The following is a 16552-nucleotide window of genomic DNA, read 5'->3' as shown; positions in this document are numbered from 1 at the left end:
CACAAACTCTAGTTAGGTACTTATAATTGAAAGATTCCAGCAACCAGCTTGAGACATTCCAATGGGTCGGTGTTAATAATCGCGGCAAAAAGCTCGAAGGCGAAATGACCGGGCAAAGTGTCGCCTTGGTTAAAGCCCAGCTAAGAAAGCAAGGCATTACCCCATCTAAAGTTAAGCGCAAACCTAAACCCCTTTTTGGCTTTACTGGCACTCAGAAAATAAAACCCGTTGATATAGCAACAACAACTCGTCAAATCGCGACTATGCTTATGGCTGGCGTTTCGCTTGTTCAAACGTTAGAAATGCTGACTAGCGGGATAAAGAATAAGAGCTTATCAAAGTTAGTCGGCCATATTTGTGATGAAGTAAAGGCGGGCCAGCCTCTTGCTAAATCTTTAAGAGCATATCCTCGATATTTTGATGAACTCTATTGTGACCTTGTCCATTCAGGGGAGCAATCAGGAGCACTTGATACCATATTTGACCGCATAGCACTCTATAAAGAAAAAACAGAAGCACTTAAGTCTAAGATTAAAAAGGCGCTATTCTACCCTATTGCCGTAGTGGCTGTAGCACTCATAGTTACTGGTATTTTGCTTATTTTCGTTGTGCCTCAATTTCAAGATATTTTTGCCGGTTTTGGTGCTGAACTCCCCGCCTTTACGCTAATGGTCATCGCGATTTCCGAATTTATGCAGGAATATTGGTGGGTATTTGTACTTGGTATTGGCCTTTTTGGTTATACCTATAAAGAAATGCTTATTCGCAGTCCTGCGGTAAAGCATTTTAACGACCGTATGATATTGCGTATCCCAGTGATTGGCGAGATCCTCAAAAAGGCAGCGGTGGCGCGTTATGCTCGTACGCTTTCGACCACCTTTGCTGCGGGTGTCCCCCTTGGCGATGCACTCGATTCTGCCGCAGGTGCATCGGGTAATATTATTTATAAAAATGCAATTAATGAGATTAAAGCAGAGGTCAACTCGGGTAACCAAATGCACTGGGCAATGCATAACACCAAAGTCTTCCCAGATATGGTAGTACAAATGGTGTCTATTGGTGAAGAATCAGGCTCGCTAGATGGTATGCTGGCAAAGGTCGCTAACATTTACGAGCAAGAGGTCGATGATGCGGTAGATGGCCTTTCTAGCCTATTAGAGCCACTTATTATGGTGGTACTCGGCGTACTGATCGGTGGCCTGATTATTGCCATGTATTTACCGATATTCCAACTAGGTTCAGTTATTTAATTTTGTTCACAAAATTACACTATTTAGAGGTGCAGTGCTGTGCCTCTCAATAGTGCTGTGTGGTAAACTGCAAAAATCGATACCGAGCATGCCTCGAAAACTTAAACAAAAAAATATAAGCAAGCGCCCAACTTATGCAAGATATTATCAACTTGATGCAAACCCAGTTATGGTATTGGTTACTCACCGTCGGACTCGTTAGTCTTTGCATCGGCAGCTTCCTCAATGTGGTTATTCTTCGTTTACCTAAAATGATGAAGCAGAACTGGCAGTCAGAATGTCGCGTGTTGCTCGCTGACGAGCTTCCAAAACAAACCGCTGAAGCACCCGTGTTTAATTTAATTAAACCAAGCTCTCATTGCCCCAGCTGCAAAACACCGATTAAAGCGTGGCAAAACATTCCACTGATCAGCTGGCTATTATTAAAAGGCAAATGCAACCACTGCGACGCGTCAATCTCTGTACGCTATCCTTTGGTAGAGCTAACAACCGCCCTACTCTCCATATGGGTTGCGTGGCATTTTGGTGCCACTTTAGAAGCCACTCTGTATATTTTGATTACTTGGGTGTTAGTCGCACTTACGGTTATCGATATCGACGAAATGTTGCTGCCAGATCAGTTAACGCTACCAACTTTATGGTTAGTACTGGTTGCCAGTTGTTTTGGTGTTGGCATTGAGCCCAATGATGCCATTATCGGCGCGGCCATAGGTTATTTGAGTTTATGGAGCGTGTATTGGCTCTTTAAATTACTCACTGGTAAAGAAGGCATGGGCTATGGCGACTTTAAACTGCTAGCCATCTTTGGTGCATTGATGGGCTGGCAAGCAATCTTAACCATAGTGCTACTTTCAAGCCTGGTCGGCGCAATTATTGGTAGCATCCAATTAAGTGTTCAAGGCAGAGATAAAGCCACCCCAATCCCATTTGGCCCTTACTTAGCCATTGCAGGCTGGATCACCCTAATGTACGGCGAGCAGCTGCAGCTGTGGTACGTAAACTTAATAATGTAAAGTAATACAATGCTAAAAACGAATAGTTGGATTTTAGGGGTGACGGGCGGTATTGGTGCAGGTAAAACGGCCATCACTAAACACTTGCAGCAAAAAGGGATAGTAGTTGTTGACGCCGATATCGTTGCACGAGAAGTAGTCGCGCTAGGCAGTACAGGGCTACAAGCGATTGCTGATGAGTTTGGCAGTGCCATTTTACAGCCTGACGGCAACTTAGATAGAGCTAAGTTAAGAGCCATTATTTTTGCTGATGCCGATAAAAAACAGTGGCTTAATGAGCTACTTCACCCGCTTATCCGTAATGAAATACTCACGCAGTTAAACGAAGCGCAAAGCGATTACGTGGTTTTAGCGGCGCCCCTGCTGTTCGAAAATGGTTTAGAGCGCTACTGCGATGCCACTTTACTTGTTGATGTTGCTGTTGATACGCAAATCGCAAGAACAACCAGCCGAGATTTGGTAGATGCAGCGCAAGTAAAACGTATTATCGAGTCGCAGTTACCGCGCGCAGATAAACAAGCAAAAGCGGACTACATCCTAGACAACGACCGACCGCTACTTGAAAGCCTGCAAGAGACAGATAGATTACACAATGAGTTTATCAATCTAGCAAAAGTGAAAGTAAGACTAAATAATTAGTAAAATTTACTCTACACTCAACGTGATAACTTGGCATTTTTCCAACTTAATGATAAATATTGAATATGCATTCAATGTGAAGGCAAAGAGGTACTATGGAACATCATTCCCCGCTACTGCGTAAATTTATTACCTTAGGGCGAGTCACTGCTGAGCAAATAAAGTCTCGCCAGCCAGAAGCAAACACCACCGCCGAGTTAATTTGCCTAAGTTCAGGAATGAGCTCCAAAGAGCTAGCTGAAGAATGCCTAGACTTATTCAAAGTGCCCTTTTTTAATCTTGATCACTTTAACGTTAGTGAAATTCCACCAGCACTAGTCAAAGAAAAACTGATCCGTAAGCACCATATTTTACCGCTGGTACAAAAAGGTAGAAAACTCTACGTTGCGGCTTCTGATCCTACTGACTTTGGCGCATTTGAAAACTTTGAGTTTAGTACTGGATTACAGTGTGAAGTACTGGTAGCCGACTACAAAAAACTCGAAGCAAAGATTGATCAGCTGTTTGATGCAACGGGCGGCCTCTCGATCTCTGAAGAAGAATTTAAAGAATTTGCCGACTTAGAAGTTGATGACGAGCCTAAACAGCAAAACACCAACGAAGATAAAGACGATGCGCCAATCATCGTTTATATCAATAAAATCTTAATGGACGCGATAAAAAAAGGCGCGTCGGATCTACACTTTGAGCCCTACGAGAAGAAATATCGCGTGCGTTTTCGTATCGATGGCCTGCTGCATGAGATGGCAAGTCCACCAAACACACTAGCAACTCGCCTCGCCGCCCGTATCAAAGTGATGGCGCACTTAGACATAGCAGAAAAACGCAAACCGCAAGATGGCCGCATCAAATTAAAGATTTCCGAGCGCAAAAGTATCGACTTTCGTGTGAGTACGCTGCCTACCATGTGGGGCGAGAAAATCGTAATGCGTATTCTAGATTCGTCCAGCGCCATGCTCGGCATTGACGTGCTAGGTTATGAACCTGAGCAAAAACAACTTTACCTCGACGCACTAGAACAGCCTCAGGGCATGATTTTGGTAACCGGACCAACAGGTTCCGGTAAAACCGTGTCACTTTACACTGGCTTGAATATTCTTAATCAGCCAGAGCGCAATATCAGCACGGCAGAAGACCCTGTCGAAATAAACCTTGAGGGTATTAACCAAGTACAAATCAATACCAAAGCGGATATGACTTTCGCCAATGCCTTGAGAGCATTCTTGCGTCAGGATCCGGATGTGGTGATGGTTGGTGAGATCCGTGACCTTGAAACCGCTGAGATCTCAATAAAAGCCGCCCAAACTGGTCACTTAGTATTGAGTACGCTACACACCAATTCTGCGCCTGAAACGCTCACCCGTCTATTAAACATGGGCGTGCCGGCGTACAACGTAGCAAGCTCGGTGAGTTTGATTATTGCCCAGCGTCTCGCAAGACGTCTTTGTCCTAAGTGTAAAACACCTGAAACGTTGCCGGAAGAAGCCTTGTTAGGGCAAGGCTTTACTGCCGAGCAAATTAAAGAGATTACCCTTTTTGCACCTAAAGGCTGTGAAAGCTGCACCGATGGTTACAAAGGCCGTGTGGGGATTTATGAAGTGGTAAAAATCACGCCAGAGCTTTCGCACCTGATCATGGAAGGAGGCAACTCTCTTGAGATTGCCGAAAAAGCAGAGCAGTTAGGTTTTGATAATCTACGTAAGTCTGGCCTGAAAAAAGCCGCCGCAGGGGTGACATCGCTTACAGAAATCAACCGCGTAACAAGTTATTAAGACTGATTGATTAAGACAAAAAGATCGCGATGTGAAATCGCTCCCACAAATAATCTAACATCTATGCAAGAGCTGCTTTATGCGGTGAGTTTGATAGAAAAGATCGCGATGTAAAATCGCTCCTACAACTAAGATAACACCCGTGTGGGAGCCGCTTTATGCGGCGATCTTTATGAAAAATATCGCGATGTAAAATCGCTCCTACAACTAAGCTAATATCGGTGTGGGAGCCGCTTTACGCGGCGATCTTTATGAAAAATATCGCGATATGAAATCGCTCCTACAACTAAGATAACACCCGTGTGGGAGCCGCTTTACGCGGCGAGATTGATAAAAATATCGCGATGTGAAATCGCTCCCACAAATAAGCTAACACCTGTGTGGGAGCTGCTTTACGCGGCGATCTTGTTATCGTTTAAAATCAGCTATACAAATTTTGCGGTACTTTAAGCACATTAATATGTACCGTGACTTCCTCACGGTCATGATATAGGTGCTTTGCTTGGATCTCATAATCCACATTGTACTTTTGCAGCTCTTCATGGATAAGCGTAAGACATTCATACACACTGTCGAAGCGTTTTTTCATCGGTAGCTTTAAGTTAAAGATCAGCTCTCGAGCAAATGCATTCACCACCCAGTCCACCATCAGATCAGCAACACGCGTTGGCTTTTCGACCATATCACACACCAGCCAATCAATATTGCGTTTTTCTGGGCGATATTTGAATCCATCTTCACGATAGTGCTTCACTTGTCCCGTTTCCATCAGGTCATCATTCATCGGGCCATTATCGATTGAGGCGACGAACATACCACGGCGTACGAGTTGGTATGTCCAACCCCCAGGACAAGCACCTAAATCAACGGCTCGCATCCCCGCACGCACACGTGTTTCTTGCTGATCTTTAGGCACAAAGACATGGAATGCTTCGTCTAATTTTAGCGTCGAGCGGCTTGGTGCGTCCGACGGCATTCTCAGACGTGGGATCCCCATAAAGAATGGCGAATTGTTATCACTAAACGAATAACCAACATAAGCAGTGTTATTGGCAAGGAACAATACATGTAATACAGGCTTGGCAGGTTTTACCTCACGAGTCAGCTTGTTTTGCTTCTCGAGCGCCTTAGACAAAGGGGTTGAAAACTTTTTACAGAATTTAGAAAGTTCTTTTCCTTCATTAGTATCTGGCGTTTCAACGCGCAGCTCACCACACAAAGGAAAGCCTTCCACAGCCGCTTTTATCACGCTCACTCTGTCTTCAATCGGCATATGGGTATGTAAAGTGCCAACAAACCACTGCCTTGCAAACACCAGTTTCTTAAAGTCGATTTTCTTCGCTAAGGTCTCAGCATCATTTGGCGAAAAGCACTCAAAAGTTACAAAAGCAGTATTCGGCTTAGCTTTTACGTAGCCTGCAATTCCATGCTTTGCAGCATAATGATTAATTTCGGCTGCGGCGTCACTTTCAAAACCACCGCGACAATAGATAACGATACTCGACATTAGATTCTCTAGATTAAAAGGAAGATTTAGCAGCTTGAACTATCAATAAAATCCAAGCAATTAAAAAACAGGTACCACCGATTGGGGTGATTGGCCCTAGCCATTTCATACCTGTTAAGGCAAGTAAGTACAAACTACCACTAAATAGCAGTACACCAGCAATAAAGAAACCGCCAGCAACTTGCACCTTGAGGCCCCATTTGATTAAAAACGCGGTGGCAATAATGGCAAGGCCGTGAGTCATTTGGTACTGTGACGCCGTATTAAAAATACCAATGGCGTAGTCGTTCAAACGTCCTTTGAGACCGTGAGCGGCAAACGCGCCCAATGCCACAGACAATAAACAAAACACGCTGCCAATGATCAAGTAGAGCTTAGCCATGACAGCGCTCCTTAATAAAATTCGCCGCTATCACGGCAGCATTCGCGCGGCTCTCTGACTCGCTTACACCACTCACTTTACGAGGCTTGAGTGAATGGTCGCCATCTTTGAGCCATTTCACCATGACTTGCTCTGGAAAGCACATGGCATCAACCTCTGTACGATTGCCAAAGGTATCACGTTCGCCTTGTAAAATGAGCAGCGGACATTTCAGCTCAGGAAAATGGTCCACTCTGAGCTTTTCCGGCTTACCTGGCGGGTGGAATGGGTAACCAAACGCAAGTACCCCTTCCACTTTTACGGTGGTTTCACAGGCCAGCATAGATGCCATACGCCCGCCCATTGACTTACCACCAATGAAGAGCGGTAAACTTGGCTCTACTGCGGCCAATACTTGCTGAAAATACGCGAGTAGCTTAGGGGCACGCTCTGGTGGGCGCTTTTTCCCTTCTTGTTTGGCTTGCTGCATATATTCAAAGTCAAAGAGTCCAACTTGAACGCCCTTAGAAGCAAGCAATTTAGCCATTTCTTGCATAAAATCGCTATCGCTTCCTGCGCCTGCACCATGGGCAAAAATAAACTGTGCAACTGGGTTTTCAGCATAGTGCCATTCAATATTTACTGCGCTCATAAACTATTTAACTCTTGTTCGTGTTCTACCATACCGAGCATCCATTCTTTGAATGAAACTATTTTACCCAGCTCTGACTGCGACTCTCTAAATACCAAATAATAGGCATTTTTACTTTCGAGGTGGTGACTAAACGGAATAACCAGTCGCCCTGCATCTATATCCGGCCTTGCCAGTACGCTATTGCCCAGCGCCACGCCTTGGCCGTGAATTGCTGCCTGTAACACCATAGAAGAGTGACTGAAGATAGGGCCAGTATTTACCGCCACATTTCTGACCCCTGCGGTTTTCATCCATGCCTTCCAAGCGCGACGCGTGGTGTCATGGAGTAAAGTATGCTGGGCCAAGTCACTTGGCTGATTAAGCGGTTTGGGGCCTGTTAACAAAAATGGACTACATAACGGCACAAAGTACTCGGTATGTAGCTTATGGGTTTGCACCCCATTCCAGTTACCACGACCGTAGTAAATCGCGACATCAACATCATCCGTTAACGAATTATCATCGTGATCTTGGGCTTTGATCCGTACGTCGATTTCAGGGTGCAACTCATTAAAGTTACTCAGCCTTGGTACCAACCATTGAATTGCAAAGCTCGGCGTCAAACTCACCGTTAACGACCCTTTTGCGCCTCGCGCTAGGAGCTTTTCAGTCGCATCGATTAATTGTGAAAAAATATCTTTAATATCGAGGTAATAGCCCTGCCCTTCCTCAGTTAACAGTAAAGAGCGATTTTTTCGCAAAAACAGTTTTAAACCTAGATGTTCTTCTAAGATTTTAATTTGATGACTAACCGCAGCTTGAGTGACGTACAACTCCTCCGCTGCTTTGGTAAAGCTCAGGTGTCGTGCCGCCGCCTCAAAGGCTTTTAATGCATTTAATGGTGGAACTCGTCGTGACATTCATTCATGCCTATAAAAAACCCGCTAACCGCGGGCAAGTAAAATCCCCAAACAACATCTAATTATGAGGTCGCTTGGGTATAGATTATAAATCAGCTGCGCTGGTGTCCAGTGGCGCAAAACTCTTAACTAGCTCATCTATCGCTTTCATTTGTTGTAGGTAGCCTTCAAGTTTAGCCAATGGCAATGCACAAGGACCATCACACTTAGCTTCATTTGGATTCGGATGCGCTTCAATAAAGAGTCCAGCTAACCCAAGTGCCATACCGCTACGAGCAAGCTCAGCAGCCTGAGCACGGCGGCCATCGGCAGAGTCGCTACGACCACCTGGACGCTGTAGCGCATGTGTCGCATCAAAAATAACAGGAGCCATACGCTTCATGTCATCCATGCCCAGCATATCTACGATCAGGTTGTTATAACCAAAGCTACTGCCGCGTTCACAGAGGATAACTTTGTCATTACCCGCTTCATTGATCTTCTTAATGATATGACGCATTTCATGTGGCGCTAAAAACTGTGGTTTTTTCACGTTGATCACCGCACCAGTTTCTGCCATCGCGACAACTAAGTCAGTTTGACGAGCAAGAAACGCCGGTAACTGGATCACATCAGCAACTTCCGCAACGGGTTTTGCTTGGAATGGTTCATGTACATCGGTGATAACCGGTACATTAAAGGTCTTTTTGATTTCTTCAAAAATCTTTAAGCCTTCTTCCATGCCAGGGCCACGGTAAGAGTTAATTGACGAGCGATTGGCTTTATCAAATGACGCTTTAAATACGTATGGGATCCCAAGTTTACTTGTAACCTCAACGTAATGCTCTGCGATTTGCATTGCTAAGTCACGAGACTCAAGCACATTCATTCCACCGAACAGTACGAACGGCTTATCGTTTGCAACTTCTCGTCCCGCAACATTAATAATATCTGTATTCATTTTTTATCCTTTAGCTGCCTATTACACGAAGCAATTGTCCGCATAACCAAGCCATATAAGTACCAAGGGCATAACCAAGTACCGCCAGTAACACACCGACCGGAGCAAGCGCCGGGTGGAACGCCGAGGCCACCACCGGCGCAGATGCCGCACCACCAATGTTTGCTTTACTGCCAACGGCAACATAAAACACAGGTGCTTTAATTAATTTAGCAACGATAAATAACAAACCAACATGCACGGCCATCCAAATAACACCAATAACGACGTATTTAGGCGCCTCAACAATTTTGGTGATATCCATGTGTAGACCAATGGTTGCTACTAAAATATATAAAAAGCTCGAGCCAATTTTTGACGCGCCAACCGCTTCATATTGACGTGCTTTGGTAAACGAAAGTGCTAGACCTATGGTTGTAACGAGGACAATGATCCAAAACAGTTTGCTGTGAAGAGAGAACTTCTTCAGCTCTGGGTAGTTACTACTAAAAAATGGCACCAGTAAGTCCGCAGCAAAATGCGCAAGCCCCGTTGCACCAAAAGCAAAACCAACTAGGATCATCAAATCTTTGAGCTCGGGTTTTCTTGCGTGCTCGGCTTCAAATGCTTGTACTTTGTCAATTAGGCGGTTGATTGAAGAAGTATCCGCCCCGGTTCGCGCATCAATTTCTTTATTACGCGCCGCCATATAGAGCAAGCACGCCATCCACAAGTTTGCGACAACAATATCAACCGTTACCATGATGGTGAAGATTTCTCCGCCTGCGCCGTAAATCTCTTTCATCGCCACCATATTGGCACCGCCACCAATCCAGCTTCCTGCCAGTGCGGCCATACCACGCCATACAGCTTCTGGGCCAGTCACACCAAGTAGCTCAGGCATAAAGGTAGCAGTAAGTAAAAGCGCAATTGGGCCACCAATCACCACACCCACCGTTCCCGTTAGGAACATGATAATTGCCTTTTTACCCAAAGCCGCTATCGATTTTAGGTCAATACTCAGTGTCAATAACACCAAACAAGCGGGTAACAGATAATACTTTGCTACCGTGTAAACATCGTTATTGTTGCCATCAACGATACCAAAGGTATTTAACAGAGATGGTAAGAAATAACACATCAACAGCGCCGGCACGTACTTGTAAAACTTTGCCCAAACTCCGCTTTTTTGACTCGATGTGTAAAAAACAAATCCCAGAATAACGGCCAATAGGCCCATAATTACCGCGTTATTGGTAACGAGCGCAGCGCTTTGCTCCATAAATCCTCGCTGTTATTATTTTTTATATAACTATTTTTAATGCAAAATATTATTATGATCGGCCAACTCTTTGATCTGATGCTGGATCACTTCAATGGTTGGGTCGTCCGGACATTCATCAACAAAAAATTGTAGGTCGTCTTTTGCCATCTTCGGACAATTCAATTGGTTGAGTAGATAGCCTCTATCACGACGTTCATAAGGATCATCGCCTAAGATATCCATCAATTGCTCAACGCAACTTAGCGCGTGACCAAACTTTTCTGCGGCAATAAACGCCCATTTTTGCTGAGACAAATAAAGCTTTAACGACTCTTCGTTAAAAATAAGCTCCATCGGCTCTTGGTCTTTTTCTTGCTCTTTGTCTTGATTGTTTTCGTTTTCTGGAATTATGTACCAGCTCTGGTGGCCTGAACTTGGCTCAATGACATAACCTTCTTCTTCGCTAAAAGCGACGTGCACGACAATCTCCCCTTGGCTTAGAGCAAGGCTTGCCTCTAATTTCGCTCGTTCAAGCAGATGCACTAAGACAAGACCCAGTGCAGTATTGGTGCCACTGCGCATAGAAAGTGCGTAACAAACGCTATTGAGCTTATATTCAGGCACCTTTTGACTGCTGCCACTGAATAGCCACAAGGTATAAAAAGCGTCTAAGATTTCATCCAAACATTTATGATTGTTTGCATGCTTATGGCGAATTTCATCCACGGCAAATTCAAGCTCTGCTAACTGACACAAAGTTTCATTGGTGTCAGCTTGTGCATCCCAACTTTGCTCAGCCTTGATACAACGGATCAATGGCGGATAGGAAAATGCATCTGAATTGTCATCGAGAGATAAGTCATTCTCATCTAACCAGATATCATTCTTCATAGAATTCGGTTTCTCTTGAATTGCTTTCATTTAGAACGACTAGTTTACCACTTTTTGTCATATTCCCAAGGGGGGAAATTTAGTAATACCAATCTATCGTTCGCTGAAATAGTAAAAATGTTTACTTATTATGGAGATATAGAAGCGCTCGGTGATAAGCCAAGCGCCAATTGAAATGCTTAAGCAAAGAAGCCTTGCTTGCTTACGGCGAGATGCGCGATGGCCATTAGTACCAATGTTGCAGCGCCTAGCGCCAAATATTTGGTCTTTTTAACACTTGCTTTTGCAATTACAAAGCCCAATGCGATATAACCAAACACCAATACGATTTTTTGTAGTAGCCAAGGTTGTTGTGCAGGATTGAGCCCTGCCGTTACCGCCAAAATAACTGCTGTAACTAACAACAAAGTGTCTACACTGTGGCTGGTAATAAACACGCCTTTGTTTGTTGCTAATTTACCAGAGCCCAAACGCGAAAACGCGCGAGTGTAAAATAGCACTATGCTCAATACCACAAATAGTAAGTGCGTATGTTTTAACGCCATGTAATCCATATTATTCTCTAATCAGGGAAACGTTGTAGGATCAATTCTAACTCATTAATACAACGGTTGAATACATCTACGAGTTTGGGGTCAAAGTGTTTTCCCTTTTGCGCAGTGATCTCTTTTTGCGCTTCTTCTTGGCTCCATGCCTCTTTGTAGCAACGTTTATGGCGTAAGGCATCATACACATCAGCTAGTGCTACGATGCGACCATAAAGGTGTATTTCATCACCTTTTTTACCTTTCGGATAACCGCTACCATCCCATTTTTCATGGTGGTCTCGAGCGATTAGTGCGCCCGCACTGACAATCTCACGGCGAGAATCTTTTAACAAGTCAAAGCCTTTGTCTGTATGGGTTTGCATGACTTTCCACTCTTCGTCATCCAGCTTGCTAGGCTTATTTAAAATCGCGTCAGGAATTCCAACTTTACCCACATCGTGCAATGGTGACGCCATTTTCACCAGCTCAGCTTCTTTATCAGAAAGACCCATTTCTTTGGCAAGCGTATGACAAAGATATGCAACGCGCTTAACATGATTGCCGGTATTGGTGGAATGAAGCTCAAGCGCTTCACTTAAACGGATCACCAGTTCTTGCTGGGTATCTTCAATCTCGGCTTGTAGCTGTACATTTTCGTACGCCAATTGCATATTCTGAGCAAAAATATCAATTAAATGACGCTGAGTTTCGGTTAAGAACTCAGGAATACCAGACACAAATAGCATTGAGGCGTGGTTATAGTCACTGGAGCAATAGGCGAATAGATAATTATCTTTATATACAATGTCTTTATCTTGTAGTGCTTTTAAGCAAGCATCCATTTGGTCGCTGCTAAGCACTTCAGAAATCGGCTTACCTTCACTACTTTCAAATTCTCCACGCCCTGCAAATACAACCAGTTGATCGTTCGTTTGACCTGGCTCTTTACCCGCCGCAAGTGACGTTGCATACATGGCTTGGTCGACCGTACCTATCAGCGAAGTAAGTTGCTGTAACACGCCCTCAATAAAACTCTCAATTGAGTGAGTAGCAAAAATATCGCGAGAGGCTTTAATGATTTTCTCAAGCCCTTGTCTTGATTGATCGATGGCGAGGATGTCACGATATGAACGTAAACTCGACATGACCACAGTAAAGAGCTTTTGCGCGGTGAGTTCTGTTTTTGACTTATAGTCGTTGATATCGTAGTTCACGATAACTTGGCGCTCAGGCGCTTGACCCGGCTGACCAGTTCTTAAAATGATACGGATATGATTGTTTTTGGCGGTTTCACGAATGTATTTTGCGACCTGCAAACCAGCATCGTCGGTTTCCATGACAACATCCAGTAACACCACCGCAGCATCGGGATTGGCATCGACGATTTTCTTTGCTTCTTCACCCGAATAAGCGCTAATAAATTCCAGACGCTTTTTTTGAAACTCAAAGTCACTCAGTGCTAACTTTGTCACTGCATGCACTTCGGGCTCATCATCGACAATAATAACCTTCCAAGTGCCTACTTTTTCAGGTTCAATTACGTCAGCGGGTTCGTCTGAAAACAAAAAATCATCCATATTGCGGATCCTATTGAAGCGCCTAACTTTCGTGTGAGTTCATGACTTTACGGCAACATTGCCAACGTCACTCTATCACACCCTGCCATATCTTTTATTGTAAGTATATTAATATACGCCATTTCTGCAAAAAACTGTTGGATCTTATCTGCTTGCTCAAAACCATGTTCAAGTAGCAAATATCCCCCCGAGTTCAGATGTAGCTTAGCCGTCCTGATGATATGAAAAATATCCGCATAGCCATGGTCATCCGCGACCAGCGCGCTGAGCGGCTCAAATCTCACATCCCCTTGTGATAAGTGGTGATCGGCTTCATCAATATAAGGTGGATTACTCACAATCAAATCAAACTGTTGATCTGCAACTGCACTAAACCAATCACTTTGCAAAATCGACACGTTTCTAAAGCCCAACTGAGATTGATTAGACTTTGCAAGCGCCACGGCATCTGCTGAAGCATCTACTGCGGTGATTTGCCAAGCTGGATATTCACTCGCCAACGCCAGTGCAATCGCGCCAGTGCCTGTGCCTAAGTCTAGCACTTGAGCGTCATTTGGCATATTGAGTGTTAAAACATGCTCAACCAGTGTTTCAGTATCAGGTCTTGGAATAAGTGTGCTGTTGTTGACTTTTAAAGGCAGGCTCCAGAATTCCCTTTGACCTGTGATGTGTGCCACGGGCTCTCCCGTAACACGGCGTGCGATACATTCTTCGAATCGCTGCTGCTCTAGTGTAGAAAGCTCAGCTTCGGGCCAAGTAAAGAGATAAGTGCGGTTTTTATCGATAACATGGAGTAGCAACACTTCGCTATCGAGCTTTGCTGACTCGGAGTGTGGTAACAGTTCAGAGGTTGCCCAAGCAACGGCTTGGGCAATGTTAAGTGTTGGCATTAATCGCTTTCGCTCATTGCTGCTAGTAGATCAGCCTGATATTCAATAACCAGCGGATCGATAACAGCGCCCAACTCACCGGAGATCACTTCATTAAGGCGATATAGCGTCAAGTTGATACGGTGATCGGTAATACGGCCCTGCGGGAAGTTGTAAGTACGAATACGCTCAGAGCGGTCACCGCTACCTACTAGATTACGACGTTCAGAAGCTTCTGCCGCTGCACGTTTTTCATCTTCTGCTTGCTGTAAACGCGCACTTAGTACAGACAGCGCTTTCGCTCTATTTTTATGTTGTGAACGTTCGTCCTGACATTCAACCACAACGCCTGTCGGCAAGTGAGTGATACGAATAGCAGAATCGGTTTTGTTTACGTGCTGACCACCGGCACCCGAAGCACGGAAAGTATCCACTTTTAGGTCAGATGGATTAATTTCGATTGCTTCTGCCTCTGGGATCTCTGCCATCACGGCAACCGTACATGCAGAGGTGTGAACACGGCCTTGAGATTCGGTTTCAGGCACACGTTGTACACGGTGAGCGCCAGATTCAAACTTAAGTTTGCCATAAACACCGTCGCCACTAATATTAGCGATAACTTCTTTATAGCCACCGTGCTCGCCTTCGTTAGCGCTCACGATTTCAACGCGCCACTTTTGCGTTTCTGCATAGCGGCTATACATACGGAATAAATCGCCAGCGAAAATCGCGGCTTCATCACCACCAGTTCCCGCACGCACTTCCAAGAATACGTTGTTATTGTCTTTTGGGTCTTTTGGTAACATCAATACTTGAAGGTCATCTTCAAGCGCAGCAATGGCAGCTTTTGCTTCTTTATACTCTTCCTGTGCCATTTCACGCATGTCTGGATCTGAGTCTTTTAGCATTTCTTCAGCAGTTGCGACGTCTTCCTGAGCCTGCTGGTAGGCTGTAAACGCTTTAACTACGTCTTCCAATTCTGAAAACTCTTTTGACAAGGCGCGAAAGCGGTTCTGATCGCTAATCACCTCAGGCGAGCTTAGCATCGCTTGAACTTCTTCATAGCGCTCTACTAAGGTTTCTAACTTACGATATACAGACTCTTTCATTTACACGTTATTCCTGCTCAATACCTAATGTTTGCTTGAGTTGCGCTAACTTATCTATATCGCCTTCTTTCGCAGCCTCTTGAATGGCGCGTGTTGGTGCGTGTGTTAGTCGATTACTCAGCTTATTTGCTAATTCAATAATAATTTTATCTGCTTCTTTGCCCGATTGTAGCTGATTTATTGCTTTGTCCACGAGCTCATTTTTAATTTCTTGCGCGCTTTGGCGATACTGCCTAATCACATCCACTGAATGCAGCGAACGTTGCCACTCGGAAAACTCTTGCGTGCGTACATCGATGATCTGCTGCGCTTCAATGGCCGCTTGTTCACGACTGGCCAAGTTTTCATTGACTATCGCCTGCAGGTCATCAACTGAATAAAGATATGCAGCATCCAACTCTGACACTTGGCTTTCGATATCGCGAGGCACCGCGATATCAATAAATAACATTGGTTTATGGCGACGTTTTTTAAGCGCTTGCTCGACCACTCCTTTACCGATAATTGGTAAGGTGCTCGCAGTTGAACTAATAACAATGTCTGCACTTGGTAGCGCATCTGGTAACTGTGCCAGTGAAATAACACTACCGCCAACTTCTTTTGCTAGGTTTTGTGCGCGCTCAATTGTGCGGTTCGCGACTGTGATTGACTTTGGATTATGCTGCGATAAGTGTTTAGCAACTAACTCTATTGTTTCACCGGCACCAATTAACAAGACCTGAGTTTTATCCAATTGACCATAAATATGCTTTGCTAAATTAACAGCGGCATACGCCACTGAGACAGCACTTGCACCAATATCGGTTTCGGTGCGCACTTGCTTCGCCACCGAAAAAGTCTTTTGGAATAAACGCTCAAATGTTGGCTGAATTGCATGGTGTTGTTTGGCCGTACTAAAAGCTTGTTTAATTTGGCCAAGAATTTGTGGCTCACCTAACACCAATGAATCAAGACCGCAGGCAACTCGCATTAAATGGTTCACCGCATCCTGATTCATATGCACATAGACATTTTCTGTTAAGTCTCGTTGCTCTATGTTATGAAAATCTGACAACCAACCGAGTAGTGCTTGGGGATCAGCAGACTCAAGGCTACAATAGATCTCGGTTCGATTGCAGGTCGACACAATCACAGATTCTTTAAACTGCGAAGAATGTTGGAGTTGGTGCAATGCTTCTGTAAGCTGTTCTGGAGAAAACGCCACTTTTTCACGTAATTCTACAGACGCGGTTTTGTGATTGATACCAAGTGCGATGATGGTCATAGATGCCAGTATTGCTCGAGCCCTGCTTTAAAGCCG

Annotated in this window: 16 protein-coding genes; 4 read left to right on the top strand and 12 right to left on the bottom strand. The window is 44.6% G+C overall.

Going from position 1 to position 16552, the window contains the following annotated elements:
- Nucleotides 1-26: 26 nt before the first annotated feature.
- The 4 genes from MHN30_RS20745 to pilB all read left to right on the top strand — a co-directional run bounded on the left by MHN30_RS20745 (nt 27) and on the right by pilB (nt 4674).
- Nucleotides 27-1250 carry a type II secretion system F family protein gene (locus MHN30_RS20745; protein WP_239360957.1) on the top strand — a complete coding sequence of 408 codons (1224 nt, stop codon included), beginning with the start codon at nt 27-29 and terminating at the stop codon, nt 1248-1250.
- Nucleotides 1251-1384: 134 nt separating this feature from the next.
- Complete coding sequence (locus MHN30_RS20740) at nt 1385-2263, top strand: A24 family peptidase (RefSeq protein WP_130164710.1); 879 nt, start codon at nt 1385-1387, stop codon at nt 2261-2263.
- A gap of 9 nt (nt 2264-2272) precedes the next feature.
- Entirely contained in the window at nt 2273-2902 is a 630-nt protein-coding gene (coaE, locus tag MHN30_RS20735; protein ID WP_130164711.1) for a dephospho-CoA kinase, read from the top strand.
- 95 nt (nt 2903-2997) lie between these two features.
- Nucleotides 2998-4674, top strand: coding sequence for a type IV-A pilus assembly ATPase PilB (gene pilB / locus MHN30_RS20730; RefSeq protein WP_130164712.1), 1677 nt, complete (start codon nt 2998-3000; stop codon nt 4672-4674).
- Nucleotides 4675-5095: 421 nt separating this feature from the next.
- On the opposite strand, the gene rlmM is transcribed toward pilB, so the two are convergent.
- From rlmM to hemA, 12 genes are all read right to left on the bottom strand, one after another.
- Nucleotides 5096-6181 carry a 23S rRNA (cytidine(2498)-2'-O)-methyltransferase RlmM gene (gene rlmM / locus MHN30_RS20725; protein WP_045961995.1) on the bottom strand — a complete coding sequence of 362 codons (1086 nt, stop codon included), beginning with the start codon at nt 6179-6181 and terminating at the stop codon, nt 5096-5098.
- A gap of 13 nt (nt 6182-6194) precedes the next feature.
- Complete coding sequence (locus tag MHN30_RS20720; protein WP_130126782.1) at nt 6195-6563, bottom strand: DUF423 domain-containing protein; 369 nt, start codon at nt 6561-6563, stop codon at nt 6195-6197.
- Nucleotides 6556-7194, bottom strand: coding sequence for an alpha/beta family hydrolase (locus MHN30_RS20715; protein WP_045989837.1), 639 nt, complete (start codon nt 7192-7194; stop codon nt 6556-6558). The genes MHN30_RS20720 and MHN30_RS20715 overlap by 8 nt, the downstream gene beginning before the upstream one ends.
- Nucleotides 7191-8096, bottom strand: a complete 906-nt coding sequence (locus MHN30_RS20710) for a transcriptional regulator GcvA (RefSeq protein ID WP_010370478.1) — start codon at nt 8094-8096, stop codon at nt 7191-7193. The genes MHN30_RS20715 and MHN30_RS20710 overlap by 4 nt, the downstream gene beginning before the upstream one ends.
- An 85-nt stretch (nt 8097-8181) precedes the next feature.
- A complete protein-coding gene (gene kdsA, locus MHN30_RS20705) occupies nt 8182-9036 on the bottom strand; it encodes a 3-deoxy-8-phosphooctulonate synthase (protein ID WP_239360956.1) in 855 nt (284 codons plus the stop codon).
- Nucleotides 9037-9046: 10 nt separating this feature from the next.
- Nucleotides 9047-10297, bottom strand: coding sequence for a DUF819 family protein (locus MHN30_RS20700; RefSeq protein ID WP_010607347.1), 1251 nt, complete (start codon nt 10295-10297; stop codon nt 9047-9049).
- 36 nt (nt 10298-10333) lie between these two features.
- On the bottom strand, nt 10334-11200 hold the full coding sequence (locus MHN30_RS20695; RefSeq protein WP_039491951.1) for a tetratricopeptide repeat protein: 867 nt from the start codon (nt 11198-11200) through the stop codon (nt 10334-10336).
- Between the two features lie 149 nt (nt 11201-11349).
- A complete protein-coding gene (locus MHN30_RS20690; RefSeq protein WP_029215915.1) occupies nt 11350-11724 on the bottom strand; it encodes a SirB2 family protein in 375 nt (124 codons plus the stop codon).
- Between the two features lie 8 nt (nt 11725-11732).
- Nucleotides 11733-13274 carry a response regulator gene (locus tag MHN30_RS20685; protein ID WP_239360955.1) on the bottom strand — a complete coding sequence of 514 codons (1542 nt, stop codon included), beginning with the start codon at nt 13272-13274 and terminating at the stop codon, nt 11733-11735.
- Between the two features lie 47 nt (nt 13275-13321).
- Nucleotides 13322-14164 carry a peptide chain release factor N(5)-glutamine methyltransferase gene (prmC, locus tag MHN30_RS20680; protein WP_130164714.1) on the bottom strand — a complete coding sequence of 281 codons (843 nt, stop codon included), beginning with the start codon at nt 14162-14164 and terminating at the stop codon, nt 13322-13324.
- Nucleotides 14164-15252 carry a peptide chain release factor 1 gene (gene prfA, locus MHN30_RS20675; RefSeq protein WP_010607352.1) on the bottom strand — a complete coding sequence of 363 codons (1089 nt, stop codon included), beginning with the start codon at nt 15250-15252 and terminating at the stop codon, nt 14164-14166. The genes prmC and prfA overlap by 1 nt, the downstream gene beginning before the upstream one ends.
- A gap of 7 nt (nt 15253-15259) precedes the next feature.
- Nucleotides 15260-16516, bottom strand: a complete 1257-nt coding sequence (gene hemA / locus MHN30_RS20670) for a glutamyl-tRNA reductase (protein ID WP_069022217.1) — start codon at nt 16514-16516, stop codon at nt 15260-15262.
- Nucleotides 16517-16552 lie beyond the last annotated feature (36 nt).

Source organism: Pseudoalteromonas sp. OF7H-1, assembly GCF_022347825.1.
GTDB lineage: Bacteria > Pseudomonadota > Gammaproteobacteria > Enterobacterales > Alteromonadaceae > Pseudoalteromonas > Pseudoalteromonas maricaloris.
The sequence above is the reverse complement of the archived record's forward strand: the minus strand, read 5'-3'. Positions and strand labels throughout refer to the sequence as shown.